This window comes from Pseudomonas sp. FP1762 (assembly GCF_030687105.1).
In the GTDB taxonomy this organism is placed as follows: Bacteria; Pseudomonadota; Gammaproteobacteria; order Pseudomonadales; family Pseudomonadaceae; genus Aquipseudomonas; species Aquipseudomonas siliginis.
The window spans coordinates 5,024,194-5,048,402 of record NZ_CP117458.1 but is presented as its reverse complement, the minus strand read 5'-3'; the positions used below and the strand labels follow the sequence as shown (position 1 = coordinate 5,048,402).

Annotated in this window: 19 protein-coding genes; 4 read left to right on the top strand and 15 right to left on the bottom strand. The window is 60.6% G+C overall.

All coding sequences use genetic code 11. The annotated features are described in order from the left end of the window. Positions 1 to 285: 285 nt before the first annotated feature. Positions 286 to 639, top strand: a complete 354-nt coding sequence (locus PSH90_RS22465; RefSeq protein WP_071173629.1) for a BON domain-containing protein — start codon at positions 286 to 288, stop codon at positions 637 to 639. Positions 640 to 903: 264 nt separating this feature from the next. Here PSH90_RS22465 and PSH90_RS22460 read toward each other — a convergent pair whose 3' ends face one another. The 14 genes from PSH90_RS22460 to dksA all read right to left on the bottom strand — a co-directional run bounded on the left by PSH90_RS22460 (position 904) and on the right by dksA (position 20,601). Then, positions 904 to 1,203, bottom strand: a complete 300-nt coding sequence (locus PSH90_RS22460; protein ID WP_150742242.1) for a DUF2845 domain-containing protein — start codon at positions 1,201 to 1,203, stop codon at positions 904 to 906. After that, the gene (locus PSH90_RS22455; protein WP_305381547.1) at positions 1,200 to 4,151 is read right to left on the bottom strand and encodes a DUF748 domain-containing protein; all 2,952 of its coding nucleotides are present in this window, start codon (positions 4,149 to 4,151) and stop codon (positions 1,200 to 1,202) included. Before PSH90_RS22455 ends, PSH90_RS22460 begins: the two co-directional genes overlap by 4 nt. Before the next feature lie 222 nt (positions 4,152 to 4,373). Further along, entirely contained in the window at positions 4,374 to 5,390 is a 1,017-nt protein-coding gene (locus tag PSH90_RS22450) for a class I SAM-dependent rRNA methyltransferase (RefSeq protein ID WP_305381545.1), read from the bottom strand. Positions 5,391 to 5,526: 136 nt separating this feature from the next. Continuing rightward, positions 5,527 to 7,464 (bottom strand): acetate--CoA ligase, encoded by a 1,938-nt coding sequence (gene acs / locus PSH90_RS22445; protein ID WP_305381543.1) that lies wholly within the window; start codon positions 7,462 to 7,464, stop codon positions 5,527 to 5,529. A gap of 201 nt (positions 7,465 to 7,665) precedes the next feature. Beyond that, positions 7,666 to 9,330 carry a glucose-6-phosphate isomerase gene (gene pgi, locus PSH90_RS22440; protein WP_016773160.1) on the bottom strand — a complete coding sequence of 555 codons (1,665 nt, stop codon included), beginning with the start codon at positions 9,328 to 9,330 and terminating at the stop codon, positions 7,666 to 7,668. Positions 9,331 to 9,687: 357 nt separating this feature from the next. Further along, positions 9,688 to 10,548, bottom strand: a complete 861-nt coding sequence (gene panC / locus PSH90_RS22435) for a pantoate--beta-alanine ligase (RefSeq protein ID WP_305381542.1) — start codon at positions 10,546 to 10,548, stop codon at positions 9,688 to 9,690. After that, complete coding sequence (panB, locus tag PSH90_RS22430) at positions 10,545 to 11,345, bottom strand: 3-methyl-2-oxobutanoate hydroxymethyltransferase (RefSeq protein ID WP_122698553.1); 801 nt, start codon at positions 11,343 to 11,345, stop codon at positions 10,545 to 10,547. Before panB ends, panC begins: the two co-directional genes overlap by 4 nt. Before the next feature lie 435 nt (positions 11,346 to 11,780). After that, entirely contained in the window at positions 11,781 to 12,266 is a 486-nt protein-coding gene (gene folK, locus PSH90_RS22425) for a 2-amino-4-hydroxy-6-hydroxymethyldihydropteridine diphosphokinase (RefSeq protein ID WP_071173623.1), read from the bottom strand. Positions 12,267 to 12,269: 3 nt separating this feature from the next. Continuing rightward, positions 12,270 to 13,670 carry a polynucleotide adenylyltransferase PcnB gene (locus PSH90_RS22420; RefSeq protein WP_056790418.1) on the bottom strand — a complete coding sequence of 467 codons (1,401 nt, stop codon included), beginning with the start codon at positions 13,668 to 13,670 and terminating at the stop codon, positions 12,270 to 12,272. A 733-nt stretch (positions 13,671 to 14,403) separates the two neighbouring features. Then, positions 14,404 to 15,840, bottom strand: a complete 1,437-nt coding sequence (locus tag PSH90_RS22415) for a sigma-54 dependent transcriptional regulator (protein ID WP_252868293.1) — start codon at positions 15,838 to 15,840, stop codon at positions 14,404 to 14,406. A 22-nt stretch (positions 15,841 to 15,862) separates the two neighbouring features. Continuing rightward, complete coding sequence (locus tag PSH90_RS22410; RefSeq protein ID WP_024014332.1) at positions 15,863 to 18,817, bottom strand: sensor histidine kinase; 2,955 nt, start codon at positions 18,815 to 18,817, stop codon at positions 15,863 to 15,865. Beyond that, positions 18,801 to 18,977 carry a hypothetical protein gene (locus tag PSH90_RS22405; RefSeq protein WP_003176118.1) on the bottom strand — a complete coding sequence of 59 codons (177 nt, stop codon included), beginning with the start codon at positions 18,975 to 18,977 and terminating at the stop codon, positions 18,801 to 18,803. Before PSH90_RS22405 ends, PSH90_RS22410 begins: the two co-directional genes overlap by 17 nt. A 77-nt stretch (positions 18,978 to 19,054) precedes the next feature. Next, positions 19,055 to 19,948, bottom strand: coding sequence for a tRNA glutamyl-Q(34) synthetase GluQRS (gluQRS, locus tag PSH90_RS22400; RefSeq protein ID WP_305381541.1), 894 nt, complete (start codon positions 19,946 to 19,948; stop codon positions 19,055 to 19,057). A gap of 209 nt (positions 19,949 to 20,157) precedes the next feature. Beyond that, positions 20,158 to 20,601, bottom strand: a complete 444-nt coding sequence (gene dksA, locus PSH90_RS22395) for an RNA polymerase-binding protein DksA (RefSeq protein WP_041477831.1) — start codon at positions 20,599 to 20,601, stop codon at positions 20,158 to 20,160. A gap of 332 nt (positions 20,602 to 20,933) precedes the next feature. Here dksA and PSH90_RS22390 point away from each other — a divergent pair, with 332 nt between their 5' ends. Further along, positions 20,934 to 22,103: a pyridoxal phosphate-dependent aminotransferase gene (locus PSH90_RS22390; protein ID WP_056790414.1), complete on the top strand. Its 1,170-nt coding sequence runs from the start codon at positions 20,934 to 20,936 to the stop codon at positions 22,101 to 22,103. Continuing rightward, on the top strand, positions 22,103 to 22,816 hold the full coding sequence (gene sfsA / locus PSH90_RS22385; RefSeq protein ID WP_150638526.1) for a DNA/RNA nuclease SfsA: 714 nt from the start codon (positions 22,103 to 22,105) through the stop codon (positions 22,814 to 22,816). Before PSH90_RS22390 ends, sfsA begins: the two co-directional genes overlap by 1 nt. Here sfsA and PSH90_RS22380 read toward each other — a convergent pair. Further along, positions 22,813 to 23,130 (bottom strand): Rieske (2Fe-2S) protein, encoded by a 318-nt coding sequence (locus tag PSH90_RS22380; protein ID WP_305381540.1) that lies wholly within the window; start codon positions 23,128 to 23,130, stop codon positions 22,813 to 22,815. The two genes, sfsA and PSH90_RS22380, sit on opposite strands and share 4 nt — an antisense overlap. A 164-nt stretch (positions 23,131 to 23,294) precedes the next feature. Between PSH90_RS22380 and PSH90_RS22375 the strand changes: the two genes are divergently transcribed. Further along, the gene (locus PSH90_RS22375; RefSeq protein ID WP_305381539.1) at positions 23,295 to 24,167 is read left to right on the top strand and encodes a hemin ABC transporter substrate-binding protein; all 873 of its coding nucleotides are present in this window, start codon (positions 23,295 to 23,297) and stop codon (positions 24,165 to 24,167) included. The last annotated feature ends 42 nt before the right edge of the window (positions 24,168 to 24,209 follow it).

Here is a 24,209-nt window from a genome sequence, read left to right as displayed (position 1 = left end):
ACAAAGCGAATGCCCCGCACTGCGGGGCATTTTCGTATGGTCACCTGTCTACAAAAGCTCCAATAATTTCAGCAGCTTATGAACTTTCCAAAAAACCGCAACTTGCATGCGAAGATTGAGCGAGTCATGCATTTTGCATGAAAATGAAAATTGGCATTTTTCATAACTCATTGTTTTTAAAAGAATTTATATGGCAAAAAAAGTTGGCACAGCGTTCGCAATATATCCGGTAACCCTGCTGACAAGCGTTACAGCAGACTTCCAGTAAAAACAGGAGTTACTCGTATGAAGAAGTTCGCTATCACTGCCGCTGCTACCGCTCTGACCCTGACCATGGCTGGTGGCGCTTTCGCCCAGTCCGCTCAGGCTACCCAGTCGCCAATGGTTCTGGCTGCCGGTGAAATGACCAAGGCTAAAGAAGAGACTTCCGATACCTGGATCACCACCAAGGTCAAAGCTGATCTGGTCACCGAAAAAGGCATTCCAGGCACTGATATCAAAGTCGAAACCAACAAGGGTGTAGTTTCCCTGTCGTCGACCACTGCGGTAACCGAGTCGCAGAAAGAAGTCGCCGTAGGCATCGCCAAGAAAATCAAAGGCGTTAAAGCGGTCTCCGCTGACGGCCTGAAAGCCGAGTAAGGCAAGACTTCTCGCCTGAACCGGGAGAAGACGCGACAGACGGGCCGAGCAATACGTCTGCCGCAACTTTAGAGTTCATGCGAACGGTCACACGGATGTGACCATTACAGGCCCCGGCACTTGTGTCGGGGCCTGTTCTATTTTGGGCAATACCAATGTGGGAGCGAGCCTGCTCGCGAATGCGTAGTGTCAGCCGACAAGTTCGTCAGTAGACAGACCGTATTCGCGAGCAGGCTCGCTCCCACAGGGTGAATTTCGTTCGGCTTAGTTACCGCGTTTGCTGTTGATCTGCCTCAAGCGATTACCTTCAAAGCGCAGGTACTGGTACATGCCGTTGTTTGGTCCGTAGGTCCATTCCTCGACCTGAAACTCTTCGCGGCGATTGGCACTGCGCTTGTAGCCGAGCACATCGCGGCTGACCGGCTCGCCGCATTTTTGCAGCACCTCGCTAGCGCGGTCGCCGAGGCTGATCAATTGGCTGCCGCAGCGCAATGTATCCGAAGCCGACGCATGGCCGGCGGCGCACGTCAGAGCGAGCGCCATCAACCAGTTACGCGCGGTCATTCTGCATCCAGGTGCATTTGCGTGACCACGCGGCCATCGCTTTCGGCCTCGCCGAGGTTGGCGTCGATGAAATACACGCGGTCATCCTCGAGCTTGCCCTTGTCGACCAGGTAATCCTTGATGGTGCTGGCGCGATCCTGGCCCAACTGGCGCAACAGCACCTCGCTGCCACTCCAGAACGCGATCACGCCCTGGCGCATTTTCGCCGTGCGTTCTTCCTTGCCCAGGTCTTTCCATTCTGCCGGTGGCTGGGTTTTCAGGCGGGTGCGGTAGATGCCTTCGAGCAACGCGCCTTTCTCGCTTTCGGGCACTTGCAGCAGCGAGGCCTGGGCCGGGACTTTGTCGCCACGGCGCTGGAGCATCTTGTAGTAGTTGTACTGATATTCGCGTTCCAGGCGTTGTTCGGCGAGCAGTGGCCCATCGCTGCTCTTCGCGGCCGTGCCTTCGATTTCCAGGCGCAGCGCCGGACGTTCCTTGAGTGCCTGCGACAGTTTCACCAGCGCCGCTTCGGCGTCTTTGCTCAGATCGCTGGAGCCCGGCGCGAAGGACACCGTGCCGAGGTCTTCGGAGCCGCCGCCACTGACCAGCCCGCCGATCATCTTGAACGGTGCGGCGGCCGCTTTGACGATCAGATTGCGCAGGGTTTGCCAGACGATCGGCATCACGCTGAACTGTGGATTATTCAGGTCGCCGGTCACCGGCAATTCGATGGAGATCTTGCCGTCGACGTCCTTGAGCAGGGCGATCGCCAGTTTCAGCGGCAGACTCACTGCATCAGGGCTGTCGACCTTCTCGCCCAGTTGCAGCTGCTCGACGACGACTTTGTTCTCGGCTTTCAGCTGGCCTTTGGTGATCAGGTAGTGCAGATCGAGGTTGAGCCGGCCCTTGCGGATGCGGTAGCCGGCGAATTTGCCGGAGTAGGGCGTCAGGGTCGTCAGTTCGACGCGCTTGAAGCTGGTGGCGATGTCGAGGCTGGCCATCGGGTCGAACGGATTGACCGCCCCCTTGATGGTCACCGGCGCATAGCGGTCGACCTTGCCTTTGATATCGACGCTGGCCGGTTTTGCCTGACGGCTGTCGATGGTGCCGATCTGACCGTTGAGCTGCTGCACGGCGGTGGCGAAATTCGGCGTCAGGCTGAAGTCGGCGAAGTTGGCCGAGCCGTCGTTGATCGCAATCGCACCGATGTGAATGCCCAGTGGTTTGTCCTTGCCGGGCGGTTTGGCTCCGGCAGGTTTGGCACCGCTGTCGGCCGGTTGCGGGATCAGCAGGTCGTCGACGTTGGTGGTGCGATCGTCGTTGACCATGAAGCGCACATACGGCTGCAACAGGTTGACCTTGTCAATCGACAGGCTGTCGCCGTGCTGATAATTGATGCCGTCGACCACGACTTGCTGCCATTTGAGGAAGTCGCGGGTCTTCAGCGTATCGAGGGTGTGCAGTTGATCGATCTGCGCGCGGCCGGTGACGCTGAGGGCCAGTGGTTCGGTGCTTTTCAGGTTGACCTTGAGGTCACTGCCGAGCATGCCGCTGCGCAGTTCCAGGCGAATGAACGGGTTGATATAGGACTGCGCGACACGCAGGTCGACGTCCTGGGTTTTCACGTTGAGCTGCGCGTTGACCGGGGCCAGATTGACCGTGCCGTCGGCGCTGATCTTGCCTTGCTTGCCCAGACCGCTGTCGAGCTTGAGCTTGAAAGGCGAGCCGTTGAGGCTGTCGAAATCCTGCAGGTCGACGTTCAGCGGGGTGATGTCCAGCGCCACCGCCGGTTGCGCCGAGCGGTCAGCGAGATGGACCGTGTAGTTGCGCAGTTGCACATCCTTGACCAGCACCTGCCATGGCTTGCTCGGGGCGCTTGGCTCAGGTTTCGGCGAGTCGGCGGCGGCCGGTGTATCCGCCGGTTCGGCAGCGGCTTTGGCAGCCGGTTTCGACGGCTGGCTGGCGAACAGCTTCTGCCAGTCCAGTTGGCCGTCAGCTTCCAGCGCCGCCCAGGTTTCCAGTTTGTTGCTGCGGATCTTGCCGACCACCACTTGCTGCTTGGCCAGGTCCAGCGAGGTTTCGCTGACGTCGAGGCGTTCGAGCCTGGCCAGCGGACGTCCGTCCGGAGCCTTGATGGCGAACGGCGCAATGCTCACCGCGACGTTGTTCAGCAGCAGTTCGGTTTGTTTCGACAGGTTGAGTTTGTACTCAGTGCTGAGGCTGACCACGCCGTTTTCCAGCACCAGCGGCACGGCGTCACGCACGTAAGGCCAGAAGGATTTCATCTGGCCATCGGTGACTTTCAGGGTGCCTTCGGAGGTGAACGGGATCAGGCTGAAATTGCCGGTCCAGTCGATCCTCCCGCCAGCGGGGCCGATGGCGACGAGGGTCATGTCGGCGCTGTCCTCGGGCAAAGTGCTGAGGTTTTTCAGCTCGAAACTGAGGTCGTCGTAAAGAAATTCGATCGGCTCGCTGGGCCGCATATCCTCGAAATGCACCACGCCGCCGGCCAGTTTGATGTTGTCGATACGCAGCGGGAATGGCTTGGCGTCGGGATCGGCGGGTGTCGGCTCGCTCGGCGGCAGGTTGAACAGGCCGAGCAGGTTGAGCTTGCTGTCCTTGGCGAAGAGGATTTCGCTTTTGGGTTTGTCCAGTTCGATGTCGGACAGATGCAGCGCTTTGGTCCACAGGCTGTCGATTTGCAGGTTGGCATAGAGCCGATCGAAGCCGACCTGCTCCTTGCCCGGTTCGCCGATGACCAGGCCCCACAGGGTGACCTCAAGGCTGAACGGGTTGAGTTCGATGCGCTGCAGATGCGCCGGCACCGTCGCGTAGTTCGCCAATTGCTGGTTGGCCACGCGCAAGGCAATGCCCGGCAGGATCAGAAACCCCAGCAGGCTGTAGAGGGCCAGGGCTGTCAGCAGTGCGCCAATCGCGCGAATCAATCCTTTGGGCATGTGCGGCTTCATCTGTCTGAATCGGAGTGCCTTGGAGTATGGCACGCGATTCTGGTTCCGAAGTGCTTGATGTGGGACAGGATTGTTCAGAAATTTCTGTAGGAATAGATCTCCCCGGTGGGAGCGAGCCTGCTCGCGAATGCGGTGGTTCAGTGAAAAACAAGTCGACTGACACTGCGCTTTCGCGAGCAGGCTCGCTCCCACAGGGAAATGTAATCGCTCATGCCGGAGGGATCACAGCTGCAAGATCAGCGTCTTCAACGGTGGCTGCTGGTCCCGCGAAGGGAAGTCGGCGCCCGGGGTCATCACACTCCATTCGCGCACCGGGCGGCCGGCCTTTTCGGCGCAGCGCAGCACTTGTTCGCGCCAGTCGTCCATGCTGACTTTCGCCAGGTTGTTGCAGCAGATCAGTACGCCATTGTCGGCGGTGGTCAGCAGGGCCGGTTTGAGCAGGCTTTGATAATCGCGTAGCAGGTCGACCGTGCCAAATGCGCTTTTGGCCCACGCCGGCGGGTCGAGCAGCACCAGATCGTATTGGCGCTGTTCGAGGCGCTGATAGCTCGGCAGCTTCTGCCCGCGCCGCACGCTGATCGGCAGGCCGGCGAGTTGGCGGATTGCCGGGAAGTAATCGGACTGAATGAATTGCATCGGCGGCAACTGCGGGTTGAGCAATCCATTCTCGCGACCGACCGCCAGATTGCCCTCGGCAAAGTCCAGGTTGCACACCTCGCGCGCACCGCCGGCCGCCGCACTGAGGCCAACACCACAGGTGTAGGCGAACAGGTTGAGCACGCTTTTGCCTTGCGCATGATCCTTGACCCAGCCACGGGTGTTGCGCAGGTCGAGGAACAGCAGCGGATCCTGCCCGGCATGACGCCCGCGCACGCGGTAGTTCAGGCCCCATTCATGCCCGACCAGATCCGCCAGTGCGGCGTCATCGGCTTTATAGACGCTGTCCTCGCGATCAATCCGCGAGTTGCCACGGGAGCGGTCGTTGTAGACCAGCAGGCTGTCGAGGCCCAGGGTCTGGTTGACCATGGCGTGCAGTTGCAGCAGGTCGTCACGTTCGAGCGTCTGGTGAAAACTCTGCACCAGCAGTTGCGGGCCGTAGCGGTCGATGGTCAGGCCGCCGGCGCCTTCCTGGCTGCCGTGGAACAGCCGATAGCAATCGGTGCCCTGGCTGTGCAGCGCAGCGAGCAGGTCCTGGCGTTGATCGAGGGCGGCGCGCAGCGCCTGATTCAAGGAAGACATGCGGGCGCCTTGCTGAGGGGAATTGGGGCGCGGGAGTTTAACAGTTTGCCGGGGGATCGCGTGATGGCCCTTCGCGAGCGAGCTCGCTGCCACATGTGCAATGCGATCACCTGTGGCAGCGAGCCTGCTCGCGAAGCTATTGATTCAAACGTTTATCAACGAGGTCCTGCACCACACTCGGATCTGCCAGGGTCGAAGTATCGCCAAGGCTGTCGAGCTCATTGCAGGCAATCTTGCGCAGAATCCGCCGCATGATCTTGCCCGAACGGGTCTTGGGCAATGCCGGCGCCCACTGGATCAGGTCAGGTTTGGCGAAGCTGCCGATCTCCTTGCTGACATGCGCCAGCAGGTCTTTCTTCAGCTCTTCGTTGGCCTCGGTGCCGTTCATTGGCGTCACGAATGCGTAGATGCCCTGGCCTTTGACGTCGTGGGGATAACCGACCACGGCGGCTTCGGCGATGCTGTCGTGCAGCACCAGGGCGCTTTCCACTTCGGCGGTGCCGATGCGGTGGCCGGAAACGTTGATCACGTCGTCGATGCGTCCGGTGATCCAGTAATCGCCGTCCTCGTCGCGGCGGGCGCCGTCGCCAGTGAAGTAATAGCCGGGGTAGGGTTTGAAGTAGGTGTCGATCATCCGCTGCGGATCGCCGTAGACGCTGCGAATCTGCGCCGGCCAGCTCGACTTGATCGCCAGCACGCCGCTGCCGGCGCCTTTGATTTCCTTGCCGGCTTCGTCAAGCAATACCGGTTGCACGCCGAACATCGGTTGCGTCGCGCAGCCGGGTTTGATCCGTTGGGCGCTGACCAGCGGGCTGAGCATGATGCCGCCGGTTTCGGTCTGCCACCAGGTGTCGACGATCGGGCAGCGCTGTTCACCGACAGCATTGAAATACCATTCCCACGCTTCCGGGTTGATCGGCTCACCGACGCTGCCGAGCAATCTGAGGCTGGCGCGTGAAGTTTCCTTCAATGGTCCGGCGCCTTCGCGCATCAGCGCGCGCAGGGCGGTGGGTGCTGTGTAGAAAATGTTGACCTTGTGCTTGTCGATGACCTGCCAGAAGCGCGAACTGCTCGGGTAGCTCGGCACGCCTTCGAACATCAGTGTGGTCGCACCGTTGGCCAGCGGCCCGTAGACGATGTAACTGTGGCCGGTGACCCAGCCGACGTCGGCGGTGCACCAGAACACTTCGCCGTCGCGGTAGTCGAGCACATATGTGAAGGTCATCGCCGCTTGCAGCAGATAGCCGCCGGTAGTGTGCAGCACGCCTTTGGGTTTGCCGGTGCTGCCGGAGGTGTAGAGGATGAACAGCGGATCTTCGGCGTCCATCGGTTCCGGCGGGCAGTCGTCGCTGACCTCGCGCACGGCCTGGTGATACCAAAGGTCACGGCCTTCGACCCAATCGACTTGGCCCTGAGTGCGCTCGACGACCACCACGGTGCTGACGTTCGGGCAGCTTTGCAGGGCTTTGTCGACGTTGTTTTTCAGTGGCACGAAGCGGCCGCCACGTACGCCCTCATCGGCGGTGATCACGGTACGGCAGTCGGCGTCGAGAATTCGATCACGCAGGGAATCCGGGGAAAATCCGCCGAACACCACCGAATGAATCGCGCCGATTCGCGCGCAGGCGAGCATGGCGTAGGCGGCTTCGGGGATCATCGGCATGTAGATGCACACCCGGTCGCCTTTCTTTACGCCACGGCTTTTCAGCACGTTGGCCAGACGGCAGACGTGGTGATGGAGTTTGTTGTAAGTGATCTGCGCCGATTCGGCTGGGTCGTCGCCTTCCCAGAGCAGGGCGGTCTGCTCGCCGCGTTGCTTGAGGTGACGGTCGATGCAGTTGTAGCTGACGTTGAGCTTGCCGCCGGCAAACCAGGCGGCTTCTCCGGTTTTCAGGTCATAGCGCTGAACAGTCTGCCACGGCGTGCTCCAATCGAGGAAACGCGTGGCCTGCTCGGCCCAGAAGGCACTGGGGTGTTCAATCGATTCGCGGTACAGGCGCCGATACTCGTCCTGGCTCAACTGAGCGGCCTGGCGCACGGCATCGGCTTTGGGGAACGTGCTGATATCGAACATGACGGTTCCTTATTCTTGTGGTGCGACACGAATAAAGATGCGCCGAGCGCTGCACAGGTTCAAGTCATGTGCCAAAACAACTGTGGGAGCGAGCCTGCTCGCGAAGGCGGAATGTCAGTCAACGAAGGTGTTGAATGAAGAACCGCTTTCGCGAGAAGGCTCGCTCCCACAGGGGAACAGCGTTGTGCCCGAAGGCTTTTATCAGCCGCGATGGCGTCCGCGGAAGTAGTTGATCAGGCCTTGAGTCGAGGCATCGTCAGCCACGGTCTCGTCGCTGCCGACCAGACGGTTGTAGACGCCTTTGCCCAATTCCTTGCCCAGTTCCACACCCCACTGGTCGAAGGCGTTGATGCCCCAGACCACGCTTTGCACGAACACTTTGTGCTCGTACATCGCAACCAGGGCGCCGAGGCGACGCGGGCTGATGCGTTCGACTACCAAGGTGTTGCTCGGGCGATTGCCCGGGATCACCTTGTGCGGCGCCAGTTTGCGCACGTCGTCTTCGCCCATGCCTTTGTCGCGCAGTTCGGCTTCGGCTTCCGGCAGGGTCTTGCCGAGCATCAGCGCCTGGCTCTGCGACAGGCAGTTGGCGTACAGCCACTGGTGATGGTCGGAAACCGGGTTGAAGCTGACGATCGGCACGATGAAGTCGGCCGGGATCAGTTGGGTGCCCTGGTGCAGCAACTGGTGATAAGCGTGCTGACCGTTGCAGCCGACGCCGCCCCAGATCACCGGGCCGGTATCGGTCGACACCGAGGTGCCGTCCTGACGCACGCTCTTGCCATTGGACTCCATGTCCAGCTGTTGCAAGTGCTTGGTGATGTTGCGCAGGTAGTGGTCGTACGGCAGGATCGCGTGGCTTTGCGCACCCCAGAAGTTGCCGTACCACACGCCGAGCAGCGCCAGCAGCACCGGCATGTTCTGTTCGAACGGCGCGGTCTGGAAATGCTGGTCCATGGTGTAGGCACCGGACAGCAGTTCCTTGAAGTTGGACATGCCGATGGCCAGTGCGATCGGCAAACCGATGGCCGACCACAGCGAGTAACGCCCGCCGACCCAGTCCCACATCGGGAAGATGTTTTCTTCGCGAATCCCGAAAGCCACAGCGGCGGCGTTGTTGCTCGACACAGCGATGAAGTGGCGATACAGCTCGGCTTCGGAACCGCCCTGCGCCAGGTACCAGGCGCGTGCGGCCTGCGCGTTCTTCAGGGTTTCGAGGGTGTTGAACGACTTCGACGAAACGATGAACAGCGTGGTCTCGGCGCGCAGTTTCTGCGTCAGCTCATGGAATTCGCTGCCGTCGATATTTGCCAGATAGTGGCAACGTACGCCTTTCTGCGCGTAGGACAGCAGTGCTTCGGACACCAGCTCAGGACCGAGGAACGAACCACCGATACCGATGTTGACCACGTCGGTGATCGGCTTCTCGGTGTAACCGCGCCACAAGCCATCATGAATTCGGCCAACCAGATCGGTGATCTGGTTCAGCACCTTGTGCACTTCCGGCATCACGTTGACGCCGTTGACCGACAATTTGTCGCCGACCGGGCGGCGCAGGGCGGTGTGCAGTGCCGGGCGGCCTTCGGAGGCATTGACGATTTCGCCGTCGAACAGCGCTTTGATCGCGCCCTTCAGATCGACTTCATTGGCCAGGCCCACGAGCAGGTTGCGGGTCTCGGCGTTGATCAAATTCTTCGAATAATCGAGAAACAGACCGCAGCTACTGAGGGTGAACTGATTGAAACGCTGCGGATCGGCGTTGAAGGCTTCGCGCATGCTGAAATCCTGCATGGCTTGGCGGTGGTCTTTCAACGCTTGCCAGGCGGGCAGAGCGGTAACGTCGTGAGGAGTGCGGTAGTACGCCATCGCTGCGGTTTTCCTTTTTACTTGAACGGCCTTTTGAACACGGTACAGATCAACCACGGGTTTTAGCGCATGGGATCAACTGCGTCGACACGAGATCTGGACACAGGGCGAATACAGTAAACCTCGCGCTGCGTTCTGTCTTGACTTTGTCTGACCAGATCCCTGTACTTTTTTAACATCCGCAGAGGAATCTGGCCGACAAACGGAGGTGCCCGGAAGACTTTCGCCCACCGGCATGCACCTGAAACACATGTGGGAGCGAGCCTGCTCGCGAAGGCGGCGTGTCAGGCAACTTATAAGTCGCTGATACACCGCTTTCGCGAGCAGGCTCGCTCCCACAGGGAAATTCGTTACTGCTTAAATCGGGCTATCGAGATTCAGGTGCAGGTTGTCGATCAACCGCGTGGTGCCGAGGAACGCCGCCGCGAGAATCACCAGATCGCGATCCTCCGCCGTCGCCGGACGCAAGGTCAGGCCATGACGGATTTCCAGATAATCCGGACGCAGCCCCGCCGCTTCCAGCACCTGCAACTGCGCAGCGATCAGCGCTGGGTAATCACGCTCACCTTGTTTGATCGATTCGGCGATGCTGCTCAGCACGCGATACACCACCGGTGACACGGCGCGCTGGTCTTCACTGAGGAAGCCGTTGCGCGACGACAGCGCTAGACCGTCCGCAGCACGTACGGTTGGCTCGCCGATGATCTGGATCGGCATGTTCAGGTCGTGCACCAGTGCGCGGATCACCGCCAGTTGCTGGTAATCCTTCTGGCCGAAGATCGCCAGATCCGGCTGGACCATGTTGAACAGCTTGCTGACTACGGTCGCCACACCTTCGAAGTGCCCCGGACGGCTGGCGCCACACAGGCCTTCGGACAATTGCGGCACGCTGACCCGGGTTTGCCCGGCCATGCCGTCCGGGTACATCTCTTCAACCGTTGGCGCGAACAGCAGGTCGCAACCGGCTTCGAGGAGCTTTTCCTGATCGGCGGCGAGGGTGCGCGGGTATTTGTCGAGGTCTTCGCCGGCGCCGAATTGCAACGGATTGACGAAAATACTCGCGACGACGAAATCCACTCGCTGGGTAGCTTTGGTGATCAATGCGACGTGGCCGCTGTGCAGGTTGCCCATGGTCGGCACGAAGCCGATGCGCTTGCCTTCACTGCGCGCGCGGGCGACGGCGGCGCGCAGTTCGCGTACGGTTTTGACGGTGTTCATGCAGAGAATCCGTGTTCGATGCCAGGGAACGTAGTGGCTTTGACTTCGCTGACGTAAGCCTTCAGCGCGGACTGGATGCTGTCCTGACCTTGCATGAAGTTTTTGACGAATTTGGGTACGCGGCCGGTGATCGACAGGCCGAGCATGTCGTGCAATACCAGCACCTGGCCGTCGGTGGCGTTGCCGGCACCGATACCGATCACCGGAATGCCCACGGCCTGGCTGATTTCTGCCGCCAGTTCGCTCGGCACGCACTCGAGCAACAGCATGGCCGCACCGGCCTGCTCCAGCGCGATCGCATCGGCACGCATCTGCCGCGCCTGGTTCTCATTGCGGCCCTGCACCTTATAGCCACCGAGGATGTTCACCGCTTGCGGGGTCAGGCCCATGTGCGCGCACACCGGCACACCGCGCTCGGCGAGCAGGCGGATCGACTCCGCCAGCCACAGCTGACCTTCAACCTTGACCATGTGCGCGCCGGCCTGCATCAGCATGGCGCTGTTGTTCATGGTCTGTTCGAGGGTGGCGTTGGCCATGAACGGCAGGTCGGCGAGGATCAGGGCATCGCCATTGCCACGCTTGACGCTGGCGACGTGATAGGCCATTTCCGCCGTGGTCACTGGCAGGGTGCTGTCGTGCCCCTGCAGGACCATGCCCAGGGAGTCGCCGACCAGCAGCACTTCGACACCGGCCTCGTTGCAGGCGTGGGCGAAGGTCGCGTCATAGCAGGTCAGCATGGTGATTTTTTCACCTTTCTGCTTGAGGCTCTGGAGCGTGGTCAGGGTGATGGCTGGCATGTAAAAAATCCTCGTTCAGGCGCTCTGGAAACTGCTGCGAGTCACGCGCGTGATTCTTCATCTACTCAGGCGCACGGTCTTGTGTCGTGCTTTGAAAGGCCTGGATTGCGCCCGTTCATGCCGGGTTGGCGGCAGCGGGACGCCTATAGTCGTGATGAGCCAACAGGAAGTCAATTGCGTGTGTTACCGCCTTGTTACGCGGGCGGTGTTACCGGCGTTACTGATGCGATTCAGCGGCGCGGCGGGCCTGATTCGGGGGATTTTTGTCTGACAAAAACTGGAGATTGGCAGGTGACCTGTGGCGAGGGGATTTATCCCCGTTGGACTGCGAAGCAGGCCCAAATCTGACCAAGCTGTACACAACATGGGGCCGCTCCGCGACCCAACGGGGATAAATCCCCTCGCCACACAACCACATTTCACAGAAGATTTTTGTCAGGGCTGGGGGAGGCGCTCGAGGCCGACGAACGGGCAGGCGGCCAGCAGGTCTGTCAGCGTGCGGCCATCGGCAAGACGCAGATCCTGCGGTGCCAGTTCAGCGAGGGGATAGAGAACGAACGCCCGCTCCTGAATCTGGTAATGCGGGACTTTCAGCCGTGGCTCGTCGATCAGGCGATCGCCGAACAGCAGAATATCCAGATCCAGCGTGCGTGGCCCCCAGCGCTCAAGACGCTCGCGGCCCTGAGCGTTTTCGATCGCTTGCAAGGCGTCGAGCAGCTCGATCGGTGCGAGCGAGCTGTCGAGGGCGGCGACAGCGTTGGTGTAGCGCGGCTGGCCCGGCAACAGTGAATCGCTTTGATAAAAGGCTGAAACGCCGGCAAGACTCGTCTGCGGCAATTGCCCCAGCGCCGCGATGGCGCTGCGCAACTGGTCGGCCGGGTCAGCGAGGTTGCTGCCCAGACCAATGTAGATGCGTTCCATCGCTTACTCGCCCGTCGCGCTCGAAGCGCCGGCGCGCTTGCGCTTGGAACCGCCGCTGCGGCGACGTTTGCGTGGCGCGCCGCTGGCATCGTCACCCTTGCCGCTGAGGTCGCGGATCATGTCGCGACGCTCGCTGTCGTTGGCGTCCTGATAATCGGTCCACCATTCGCCGAGGCCATCGGTCTCCTCGCCGGCGCTTTCACGCAGCAGGAGGAAATCGTAACCGGCGCGGAAACGCGGGTTGTCCAGCAACAGATCGGCGCGTTTGCCACTGCGCCGTGGCAGGCGTTCCTGCATGTCCCAGATTTCGCGGATCGGCATGGTGAAGCGCTTCGGAATCGCGATGCGCTGGCACTGTTCGGCAATCAGCTCGTGAGCGGCTTCCTGCATCGCCGGAATCGGCGGCATGCCACGTTCCTGCAGACGCAACACGCGGGCCGGCAGTGCCGGCCAGAGCAGGGCGGCAAACAGGAACGCCGGGGTCACCGGTTTGTTCTGCTTGATGCGCAGGTCGGTGTTGGTCAGCGCTTCGCTGATCAGCGTGTGGGTGTATTCCGGGTTGTATTCCAGCGCCTCGGCACTGGCCGGGAACAGCGGGGCGAACAGTTGCAGATCAACCAGCATTTCAAAGGTGATCGCGCCGTGCCCGGAGAGGAACAGCTTGAGCACTTCTTCGAACAGCCGCGCCGACGGAATCTCGCGCAGCATCGGCGCCAGCTCACGGATCGGCTGCACGGTGTGCTTCTCGATGCCGAAGTTGAGCTTGGCGGCGAAACGCACGGCCCGCAGCATGCGCACCGGGTCTTCCTGGTAACGCTGCTTCGGGTCGCCGATCAGACGGATCAGGTGATTGCGAATGTCGTGCACGCCATTGGCGTAATCGAGAATGCGCTCGCTGACCGGATCGTAATACAGAGCATTGATGGTGAAGTCGCGGCGTTGCGCGTCTTCTTCCAGGGTGCCGTAGACGTTGTCGCGCAGAATCCGCCCGCTCTCGTTGCGCGAAGACTGGTTGCTGTCTTCCTCGTCTTCGTTGATCGGGTGATTGGCGCGGAAGGTCGCGACTTCAATGATTTCGCGACCGAAATGGATGTGCACCAGTTTGAATCGGCGACCGATGATCCGCGCATTGCGGAATTCGGCACGGACCTGCTCGGGGGTGGCGCTGGTGGCGACGTCGAAATCCTTGGGCGTGATGCCCAACAGCATGTCACGCACGCAACCACCGACCAGATAAGCCTGGTAACCGGCACCTTGCAGGCGTTCGACGATATTCACCGCATAGCGGCTGAACTGCGTTTTCTGCAGCGAATGTTGGCCGCTGTTGAGCACTTCAGGGGTGCTGCGGATGTGTTGCGTACGACGCACGGGAGTTCGGAATGACTGGAACAGCTTCTTCAGCATGGGATGCACTGTTTGAAGGAATGTTCGGCCATACCAAAAGAATGACCGCATGATGGGCGCAGATTCTAGCATTTAGTCGGGGGATGGTGTAGGACGCGGCAGATATGAGCTGCAAGCCCCAAGCTACAAGGGTCCAGCGAGGAAAACGGGGGAATTTCACGGAAGGGAGAAACTACAAGGGGAGCCGAAGCTCCCCAAGAAGTAGTTGCGTGCTCTTTTTATTATTGATTCGGGCTTCTTGTTTTTGTTGAGTGCCCTCGCCACGAAGTGTTTCCTTCGTGACCCTCCCAATCGGGAGCCAAGAGCAAACGGATTGCTTTGGTCGCTGAATTGCAGTGATCTGTCGATCCAACCAGTACAGGCTCTGTCTTAGGACAGTTTTTGTTGTTCTCGGCCTGGTCGTGGGGCAAGCCCCAAATACAACGCCTCTCCAAAAGAATCAGTTAGCTGCGCCTCTCGCCGTCTTGTTTTTATTGTGCGTGAGTCGATTCGTCTTATTTTTATTGTCTTGTGCATTGCTTGTTATTGTTCTTGTACCAAACATATAGCAGGGTGCGTGCCAACTTTTGCCAAGCCCAGTAAAACAAGGGGTTAGGTCGATATAACCGTTTTGCAGGGGCGAAAAAAAGCCGGGGTTTCGTTACCGATAACCCCGGCTTCTGTTACGTGAATCGACTGCGGTAACAGTTTTTTCACATTGTCATGCGTTACCCGCGCACGCGGTGGGTAACGCTCAGCTTTCGCTGGCGACCCCGGTCTTGCGCCGTGGAATGCCCAGACGCTGGCGGCGTTCCCACAGGCATTTGCGGCTGACGCCCAGTTTGCGTGCCAGTTCGGTCTCGGTCATATGGTCCTGATGCTCGAGGACGAAGTGCTGGAAATAGTCTTCCAGCGACAGATCCTCGGTCGGCTCATGGCTGCTGTTGCTGGCGTTACCGCCGGTTTGCGGCGGCAGACCGATGAACTCGTCGTCTTCCAGATCGCTCAGCTCGATGTCGATGCCCAGCAGGTCGGCCGAAATCTCCGGGCTTTCGCTGAGAATCACCGCGCGCTCAACTGCGTTTTCCAGCTCACGCACGTTACCGGGCCAGGAATAGTGTCGGATCGCCTGTTCAGCGTCGGCAGCGAATTTCAGGTCGGTGCGATTGATCCGCGCGCTCTGGCGAGCGAGGAAGGCATTGGCGATTTCGTTGACGTCGGCGCCACGCTCGCGCAGCGGCGGCAGCTTCAGGGCAATCACGTGCAGACGGTAATAAAGGTCTTCACGGAACTGGCCGATTTTCGCCAGGCTCTTCAGATCGCGGTGCGTTGCAGCGATCAGGCGCACATCGACTTTCTGCGACTGCACCGAACCTACGCGGCGGATCTCGCCCTCCTGCAGAACCCGCAGCAGGCGAGCCTGGGCTTCGAGGGGCAGTTCGCCGATCTCATCGAGGAACAGGGTGCCGCCGTCCGCCGCTTCGACCAGACCGGCGCGACCGGCGCTGGCGCCGGTGAACGCGCCTTTCTCGTGGCCGAACAGTTCGGACTCGATCAGGCTTTCCGGAATCGCCGCGCAGTTCACCGAGATCATCGGCGCCTTGGCGCGTTTCGACAGATTGTGCAGGGCGCGGGCCACCAGTTCTTTACCGGTGCCGGACTCACCCTGAATCAATACGTTGGAATCGGTTGGCGCGACTTTGCGGATCTTGCTGTACAGGTCCTGCATCGGCGGGCAGGAGCCGATGATGCCAATTTCACCATTGCTGTTATCCACAGAGGCTTTGCCATTGCCGGCGGCAGGCTTGCTCGCCGTGGTTTCGCCGGCAGCTGGCGCCGACTGGCGATCGCGCAGGATCCGTGCAACCGCCTGGAGCATTTCATCGTGGTCGAACGGCTTGGCGATGTAATCGACCGCACCCATTTTCATCGAGTCGACCGCCGAGCGCAGGCTGGCGTAACTGGTCATGATCAGCACCGGTGTGCCTTGCCCGAGCTTGATCAGCTCGGTGCCCGGAGCGCCCGGCAGGCGCAGGTCGCTGACGATCAGATCGAACGTAGGAATGGTGAAGCGTTCTTGTGCTTCCTGCACTGATCCGGCTTCGCTGACCTGGTACTGGTTGCGTTCCAGCAGGCGGCGCAAGGCGGAGCGGATAATGGTTTCGTCTTCGACGATCAAAATGTGCGGCATTGATTCGATACTCTCGACGGTCTCAGTTCACAGCGGACGTCGCTTCGACATGACGCGGTAAGGTCACCCGGATACGGGTGCCGCGTTGGCTTTGTACATCAGCCGGGCTGTCGATGGTGATTTGTCCATAATGCTCTTCAACGATGGAATAGACCAGTGCAAGGCCCAGACCGGTGCCTTCACCCGGATCCTTGGTGGTGAAGAAAGGTTCGAACAATCGGTCCATGATGCTCGACGGAATACCGCTGCCTTCGTCTTCGACGATCAGATCGACCGTGTGTTCGCCGGCTTCGCTCTTGACCCGTACCGCACTGTGCGGCGGCGAGGCGTCGCGGGCGTTGGAGAGCAGATTGATCAGCACCTGGGCGAGCCGTTGCGGGTCGCCTTCGACCCAATGATCGGGATCGCACAGGTTGTAGAACTGCACTTCGAAATTGCGCCGGTTCAGCGCCAGCAGGCCAATGGCGTCCTGCGCGACTTCGGCCAGACACACTGGTTCGTCGTTGTGCTGATGGCTGCCGGCATGGGCGAAGCTCATCAGCGACTGGACGATGCGCGAGACGCGTTTGGTCTGCTCGAGAATCTGCCCGCTGATTTCCGTCAGCTCGCCGTCATCTTCACGCTCTTCGCGCAGGTTCTGCGCCAGGCAGGCGATGCCGGTGATCGGATTACCGATTTCGTGGGCCACACCCGCTGCGAGTCGACCGATGCTGGCCAGCCGTTCGGAATGCACCAGTTTATCTTCGAGCATCTGCGTTTCGGTCAGATCCTCGACCAGTAACACCAGGCCACTGTTACCCGGGGCCAACGGCTCGTCGATTGCCGCTTTGTGCAGATTCAGCCAGCGGGTCTGACCATCGAGGGCCAGATGCTGTTTGTGCAAATGCTCGTCGGGCAGGTTGATGAAGCCTTGCAGCAATTCTTTCCACGGGTTGGCGATCGTGCTCAGGCGCGAACCGACCACTCGCTGTGCGGCGATGCCGGTCAGCTCTTCCATCGCCTTGTTCCACATCAGGATCTCCTGATCCTTGGCCAGCGAGCAGACGCCCATCGGCAGTTCCTGCAAGGTCTGGCGGTGGTAGCGGCGCAGGGCATCGAGCTCGGCGGCCAGGCCGGTGAGGCGCGAGTGGTAATCCTCGAGACGGCTTTCAATGAAGTGAATGTCTTCGGTGACGTAGTTTTCGCCGCCAGCCTTATAGGGCAGGAAGGTTTCCACCATATCCTGCGCAACGCTCGGGCCCATCAGGCCGGACAGGTTGGCCTCGATGCGGTCGCGCAACCGGCGCAAGGCATACGGCCGGCGTTCATCGAAGGGTAGATACAAGTCGCGCAGCGCTTGCTCGACTTCTTTCTGCGCAGCCTTGGCACCCAGCGGCTTGGCCAGCTGCGTGGCGAACTCCTGCGGCGAGGCGGCGTGCAGTTCGCGGCGTTGCGGGCGCCGCACGTTGTCCACTGCACAGGCTTCGGCGGCGCTGGCTTCTTCCGGGCTGGCGTTGGTGAACAGCGAGATCAAAGTGAACATCAGCACGTTGGCGGCCAGCGAGGCGATGGCCGCCATGTGCCAACTGGTGTCGTCGAGCACGTAGATCATGTTCAGCAGCGGGATATAGAAGCCCTGCAGATTGCCGACCAGCGGCAGCAGCATGGTCACCACCCAGACCGTGATCCCAGCCAGCAGACCGGCAATGAAGCCGCGGCGGTTGGCGGTGGGCCAGTACAACACCGACAACACCCCGGGCAGAAATTGCAGAGTCGCAACGAACGCGACGATGCCGAGGTTGGCCAGATCCTGTTCGACGCCGAGCATCAGGTAGAAGCCGAAGCCGGCCATGATGATCGCCACGATCAGCGCCCGGCGGGTCCATTTCAGCCAGCGGTAGATATTGCCTTCGGCCGGCGGTTGATAAAGCGGCAGCACCAGATGGTTCAGCGCCATGCCCGACAAGGCCAGGGTGGTGACGATGATCAGGCCACTGGCGGCGGACAGGCCACCGACGTAGGCGAGCAAGGCCAGCGGTTTGCTGTTGGCGGCAATGCCGATGCCGAGGGTGAAATATTCCGGGTCGGTGGTGGCGCCGAGTTTCAGGCCTGCCCAGAGAATCAGCGGTACGGCAAGACTCATCAACAGCAGAAACAACGGCAGGCCCCAACTGGCGCTGACCAGCGAGCGCGGGTTGAGGTTTTCCGTAAAGGTCATGTGATACATGTGCGGCATCACGATCGCCGAGGCGAAGAACACCAGCAGCAGCGTGCGCCACGGGCCTTCCTGCAACGGCGTGTGCAGGGCGGCGAGGGCCGTCTGGTTTTGCAGCAGCCACAGTTCGAGCTGTTGCGGGCCGTCGAATACGCCATACAGCGCATACAGGCCAACGCCGCCGAGGGCGATCAGTTTGATGATCGACTCAAAGGCAATCGCGAACACCAGCCCTTCATGTTTCTCGCGCGTGGCGATATGCCGGGAACCGAAGAAGATTGTGAACAGAATGATCAGCGCACAGAACGCCAGCGCCACGCGGCTCTGCACGCGTTCGCCGGTGAGGATGCCGATCGAGTCGGCCACTGCCTGAATCTGCAGGGCAAGCAATGGCAAGACGCCAATCAGCATGAAAATCGTGGTCAGCGCGCCGGCCCAAGTGCTGCGAAAGCGGAAGGCAAACAGATCGGCCAGCGACGACAGTTGATAGGTGCGGGTGATCTTCAGGATCGGATAAAGCAGCACCGGCGCCAGCAGGAATGCACCGGACACGCCGAGATAACTGGACAGAAAGCCGTAACCGTACTGATAGGCCAGGCCCACCGTGCCGTAGAACGCCCAGGCACTGGCGTAAACCCCCAGCGACAGGGTGTAGGTCAACGGGTGGCGAATGATCGCGCGCGGGATCATGCCCCGTTCGCTGACCCAGGCAACGCCGAACAGCGCCGCCAGGTACGCGGCGCTGATCAGGATCATCTGGGTCAGGCTAAAGCTCATCGGCATCTTTTTGGCTCTGCAGGATGAAGGTCACGACAATCAGGATCAGCCAGAGCAGATAAGGGCGATACCAGGCGCCCGTCGCGTCGATCCACCAATCCATGATGGCGGGGGAGAACAGGTAGATCCCGACGACCAAAAGCAGGACCAAGCGATAGATGTACATCCCGGCCTCTCTTTTTTATGCGCGTGCCCGAAAACGTGCGGCGATGGTAACGGATGGGCGCGCGACTGCAAGTGTCGTCATTGCAGTTGCGCTTCGGGCAGGGTCAGTGTGCGCGGGATCTTGGCAGCATCCCAATGTGCGCTGCCCCAGGCCAGCAGTTCGCGCGGCGAAGCGTGAGCCAGTTCGGTGCCGGGATGCTGCCCCAGCGCGCGCAAGGCCCGCAGCAGCAACGGCGTGGCCTGATCGGCTTCGAGCGGCGGCGAACGGTAGGACTTGCCGAGTTTGTTGCCGTCCTGCTGGGTGATCAGTGGCAGGTGCAGATAGCGCGGCTGTTTCAGGCCGAGCAGTTCTTGCAGGTACAGCTGACGCGGCGTCGAATCGAGCAGATCGGCGCCGCGCACAATATCGGTAATGCCTTGCCAAGCGTCGTCGAGCACCACCGCCAATTGATAAGCGTAGAGACCATCGCGCCGACGAATGACGAAGTCGCCGACGTCGCGGCCCAGGTGCTGACGGTATTCGCCCTGCACGCGATCGATGAAGTGGTATTCCAGCTCAGGCACGCGCAGGCGGATCGCGGCGTCGTGCTGATCATGGCCGGCATTGCGGCAAAACCCCGGATAAATCCCGTGATAGGGCTCCAGTTGTTTGCGCGAGCAGGTGCAGGCGTAGGCCAGACCGTGGTTGAACAGGCTGTCGAGCACTTCGGCATAAGCCGCGCGCCGATCGCTCTGGCGGACCATTTCGCCGTCCCATTCGAAGCCGTAACTTTCCAGCGCCTTGAGAATGGCCTCTTGCGCACCGGGCTCTTCGCGCGGCGGATCGAGATCTTCCATGCGCACCAGCCAGCGCCCACCGACGGAGCGGGCGTCGAGGTAAGACGCCAACGCAGCGACCAGCGAACCGAAGTGCAGGTGGCCACTGGGGGTAGGGGCGAAGCGGCCGATGTAGGCGGGGGATTTGGCAGTCATGGAGGCGATAAAGGCTATTCAGAATTTGAGCAGGTTACCTCTGTGGGAGCGAGCCTGCTCGCGAAAGCTGTGTCAGTCATGAAAGAGTTATCTGAGAGGACGCTTTCGCGAGCAGGCTCGCTCCCACAGAGGCAGACGCAGGTTCCGCGGGCAAAACACAGAAACAAAAACGGAGCGTTTACACGCTCCGTTTTTCGTTCAGGCCGAGATTACTTGCCGACCTGCTTTTCCTTGATTTCCGCCAGGGTCTTGCAGTCGATGCACAGATCCGCGGTCGGACGGGCTTCGAGGCGCTTGACGCCAATCTCGATGCCGCAGGACTCGCACCAGCCGTACTCTTCGTCTTCGATCAACTGCAGGGTCTTGTCGATTTTTTTGATCAGCTTACGCTCGCGGTCGCGGGCGCGCAGTTCGAGGGAGAACTCTTCTTCCTGGCTGGCACGGTCGGCCGGGTCAGGGAAGTTGGCAGCTTCGTCTTTCATGTGATCAACCGTACGGTCGACTTCCTGCATCAAGTCCAGTTTCCACTTGTTCAGGATCTTGGTGAAGTGCGCGCGCATCGGAGCGCCCATGTACTCTTCACCCGCCTTCTGAACGTAAGGTTCGAAGCCGCTGATCGACGTTTGCTGCTGTTGCTTTGCTTGGGTGGGCATGAAATGGACCGCCTCTACTCTTGTAATCCATTGCGCAGGATTGCTCCATCACCGACACCTGCCGGCCCTGCGGCTGCAAGCGGGCGAACTTACCAGATCAAATCAGCCTGCGCTACTCCCGGATGTCGAGCCCCCGGCGGGTGGCGCTTGCAGATGTCTGACAAGCCGTGTCTGTGGGAAGGGAGACCTGTTCAATCACTGATTTTAGTCAATCCTGGAGCGTACGTTCAGATCGTTACAGTCCAGCGTTCTTGAGGCTGTGACCTTCACGGGTTCTCGCTCGTTCCGGCAGACAGGTAGAATCGTCTCTTTTTTCCGTCGAAGGCATTCCAATGGCCCCCTACAGTGCGCGCAGTCGTGCGATCGAACCGTTCCATGTGATGGCGCTGCTGGCGCGGGCCAATGAATTGCAGGCCGAAGGCCACGACGTGATCCATCTGGAAATCGGTGAGCCGGACTTCACCACCGCCGAGCCGATCATTCGCGCCGGACAAGCTGCGTTGACGGCGGGCAAGACCCGCTACACCGCCGCCCGTGGCATTCCCGAACTGCGCGAGGCGATCGCCGGTTTCTACCAATCGCGTTACGGCCTGAATATCGACCCACGGCGGATTCTGATCACGCCGGGCGGCTCCGGCGCGTTGTTGCTGGCCAGTGCCCTGTTGGTCGATCCGGGTAAACACTGGCTGCTCGCCGACCCGGGCTACCCGTGCAACCGGCATTTCTTGCGGCTGGTCGAAGGCGCGGCGCAACTGGTGCCGGTCGGGCCGGAGGTGCGTTACCAACTGACCCCGGATCTGGTGGCGCGGCATTGGGACCACGACAGTGTCGGCGCCCTCGTCGCTTCGCCGGCCAACCCGACCGGAACCCTGCTGACCCGCGATGAACTGGGCGGATTATCCACAGCCATCAAGGCCCGGCACGGGCACTTGGTGGTGGATGAGATCTACCACGGCCTGACCTACGGCACTGATGCTGCCAGTGTGCTGGAAGTCGATGACGGCGCTTTTGTCCTCAACAGTTTCTCCAAGTATTTCGGTATGACCGGTTGGCGCCTGGGCTGGCTCGTGGCGCCAGACGCGGCGGTCAGCGAATTGGAAAAGCTTGCGCAGAACCTCTACATCAGCGCGCCAAGCATGGCGCAATACGCTGCGCTGGCCTGTTTCGAGCCCGCCACCATTGCGATTCTCGAAGAGCGCCGCGCCGAGTTTGCGCGCCGTCGCGATTTTCTCCTGCCGGCGCTGCGTGAACTGGGTTTCAACATCGCGGTTGAGCCGGAAGGCGCGTTTTATCTGTACGCCGATATCAGCCGTTTCGGCGGTGATGCCTTCGCGTTCTGCCGGCATTTCCTCGAAACCGAGCACGTCGCCTTTACGCCGGGACTGGATTTCGGTCGTTATCAGGCCGGTCATCACGTGCGCTTCGCTTACACACAAAACCTCGCACGATTACAGGAAGCCGTGGAACGCATCGCGCGCGGCTTGAAGAGCTGGCAAGGCTGATGCGCTTTTATCCTGCTCTGGAAGAAGCGCGGCTGATTCGTCGTTATAAGCGTTTTCTCGCCGATATCGAGACCGTTAGCGGCGAGTTGCTGACCATTCACTGCCCCAATACCGGCTCGATGCTCAATTGCCAGGTCGAGGGCGGGCAGGTCTGGTTCAGTCGCTCCAATGACCCGAAACGCAAATTGCCCGGCACTTGGGAAATTGGCGAAACCCCGCAGGGCCGACTGTTTTGCGTCAACACCGGGCGCGCCAACGGTTTGGTCGAAGAAGCCTTGCACGCTGGGGTGATTACCGAGTTGAACGGCTTTACCGCGTTGAAGCGTGAGGTTGCCTACGGACAGGAAAAAAGCCGCATCGACTTCCGCCTCGAATACCCCAGCGGGCCGGCGTATGTCGAAGTCAAAAGCGTCACCCTCGGCTTCGACGGCACGGCGGTGGCGGCGTTTCCCGATGCGGTGACCCAGCGCGGCGCCAAACATCTGCGCGAGCTGGCGCATCTGGCGCGCGACGGCATTCGGGCGGTGCAGTTGTACTGCGTGAACCTCTCCGGCATCGATGCCGTGCGCCCGGCCGAGGAAATCGATTGGGCTTACGCCGAGGCGCTGCGTGAAGCGGTCGCGTGCGGTGTCGAGGTGTTGGCGTACGGCGTGCGCCTGGACCATGAAGAGATGGTCATCGACCGCCGACTCGATGTGCGGCTCAACGGTTAAACGTCGATCCACACGCCTCGTGTATCTTCCCGGCATTCAATTGCCGTGAGTGACTGCCCGGCGCAGGGGCCGGCGACGCATTCGCCGTTCTCGATCAGAAACAGTGCGCCATGGGTGGCGCACTGGATCAGACTGTTGCTGGGGTCGAGAAACTGGTCGGGCTGCCATTCCAGCCCGACGCCGCGATGCGGGCAGCGATTGAAGTAGACATAGACCTGCCCGCCACGACGCACGGCGAAAAGCTTTTTGCCTTCAATTTCGAAACCGCGACTGCCGGCTTCGGCCAGATCACTGCCGGCGCAGAGAAACTTCATGGCTATCCTCTAATGTCCGCTCGTGTCTGGATATGTCCGAGCTTGACGTTCAAATGCAAACAATTATCAAATGGCGACCTTCTCCCACAGGGAGTCTGGCCGTTGCCGAGGATACTTGGCTCGCTGCGCCGATGCCCGGGAAACCTTGTTCAAGGAAGCTGTGTATGCGCCTGAAAACCCGCGTTGCCGTGCTGTGCGCCGGCCTTTTGCTCTGCCATCAGGCGGCTGCGGCGGATTTACCGCAACGCTGGGTCAGCGCCGGTGGCGCGCTGTCGGAATGGGTCAGCGCACTGGGCGGCGAGTCGAAGCTGGTGGGGGTCGATACCACCAGCCAGCATCCCGAATCGTTGCAGGCGCTGCCGAGCATTGGTTATCAGCGCAGCCTGTCGGCCGAAGGCATCTTGAGCCTGCGTCCGGACATTCTGATCGGTACCGAAGAAATGGGGCCGCCGCCGGTTCTGGCGCAAGTCAAAGCAGCCAAGGTACAGGTCGAGTTGTTTTCAGCCCAGCCTGATCTGCCGACGCTGGAAAAGAATGTCACTCATCTGGGCCAGTTGCTCGGTGCGCAAGAGAAGGCTGCGCAGTTGCTGGAGAATTATCAACAGCAGCTCCAGGCGCAGACAGTGCGAGTTGCCCAAGTGCAAACCACACAGAAAGCCCCCGGTGTGTTGCTGCTGCTCGGGCACGCCGGCGGCAAGCCGTTGATCGCCGGCAAGGACACTGCCGCCGATTGGCTGCTGCAACAGGCGGGCGGGCACAACCTTGCTACTCATACCGGCTACAAACCGTTTTCTGTCGAATCCCTCGCCAGCCTCGATCCCGAAGTGCTGGTGTTCGCTGACCGAGCATTGACCGGCGAGGCGGCAAAAGCCGCGTTGTTCAAGGAAAACCCCATCCTCAATTCCAGCCGCGCGGCCAAGAGCGGGCGGGTGATGGAGCTGGACCCGACGCTGCTGGTGGGCGGTCTCGGGCCACGGTTGCCGGCTGCTTTGCAAACCCTGACGGACGGTTTCTACCCGGCCAAGGGCGGCCAATGACCACACAGGTCAAACCCCGTGGCTTGTTCATCGGCCTGACAT

Bases quoted from the DNA above. Each gene is read 5' to 3' on its own strand.
- PSH90_RS22450 (WP_305381545.1), bottom strand. From the start codon at position 5,390: ATGTCTTCCTTGAATCAGGCGCTGCGCGCCGCCCTCGATCAACGCCAG.
- PSH90_RS22410 (WP_024014332.1), bottom strand. From the start codon at position 18,817: ATGCCGATGAGCTTTAGCCTGACCCAGATGATCCTGATCAGCGCCGCG.
- gluQRS (WP_305381541.1), bottom strand. From the start codon at position 19,948: ATGACTGCCAAATCCCCCGCCTACATCGGCCGCTTCGCCCCTACCCCC.
- PSH90_RS22390 (WP_056790414.1), top strand. From the start codon at position 20,934: ATGGCCCCCTACAGTGCGCGCAGTCGTGCGATCGAACCGTTCCATGTG.
- panB (WP_122698553.1), bottom strand. From the start codon at position 11,345: ATGCCAGCCATCACCCTGACCACGCTCCAGAGCCTCAAGCAGAAAGGT.
- folK (WP_071173623.1), bottom strand. From the start codon at position 12,266: ATGGAACGCATCTACATTGGTCTGGGCAGCAACCTCGCTGACCCGGCC.
- PSH90_RS22375 (WP_305381539.1), top strand. From the start codon at position 23,295: ATGCGCCTGAAAACCCGCGTTGCCGTGCTGTGCGCCGGCCTTTTGCTC.
- panC (WP_305381542.1), bottom strand. From the start codon at position 10,548: ATGAACACCGTCAAAACCGTACGCGAACTGCGCGCCGCCGTCGCCCGC.
- PSH90_RS22465 (WP_071173629.1), top strand. From the start codon at position 286: ATGAAGAAGTTCGCTATCACTGCCGCTGCTACCGCTCTGACCCTGACC.
- PSH90_RS22405 (WP_003176118.1), bottom strand. From the start codon at position 18,977: ATGTACATCTATCGCTTGGTCCTGCTTTTGGTCGTCGGGATCTACCTG.
- PSH90_RS22455 (WP_305381547.1), bottom strand. From the start codon at position 4,151: ATGAAGCCGCACATGCCCAAAGGATTGATTCGCGCGATTGGCGCACTG.
- PSH90_RS22415 (WP_252868293.1), bottom strand. From the start codon at position 15,840: ATGCCGCACATTTTGATCGTCGAAGACGAAACCATTATCCGCTCCGCC.
- PSH90_RS22380 (WP_305381540.1), bottom strand. From the start codon at position 23,130: ATGAAGTTTCTCTGCGCCGGCAGTGATCTGGCCGAAGCCGGCAGTCGC.
- pgi (WP_016773160.1), bottom strand. From the start codon at position 9,330: ATGGCGTACTACCGCACTCCTCACGACGTTACCGCTCTGCCCGCCTGG.
- acs (WP_305381543.1), bottom strand. From the start codon at position 7,464: ATGTTCGATATCAGCACGTTCCCCAAAGCCGATGCCGTGCGCCAGGCC.
- PSH90_RS22460 (WP_150742242.1), bottom strand. From the start codon at position 1,203: ATGACCGCGCGTAACTGGTTGATGGCGCTCGCTCTGACGTGCGCCGCC.
- sfsA (WP_150638526.1), top strand. From the start codon at position 22,103: ATGCGCTTTTATCCTGCTCTGGAAGAAGCGCGGCTGATTCGTCGTTAT.
- dksA (WP_041477831.1), bottom strand. From the start codon at position 20,601: ATGCCCACCCAAGCAAAGCAACAGCAGCAAACGTCGATCAGCGGCTTC.
- PSH90_RS22420 (WP_056790418.1), bottom strand. From the start codon at position 13,670: ATGCTGAAGAAGCTGTTCCAGTCATTCCGAACTCCCGTGCGTCGTACG.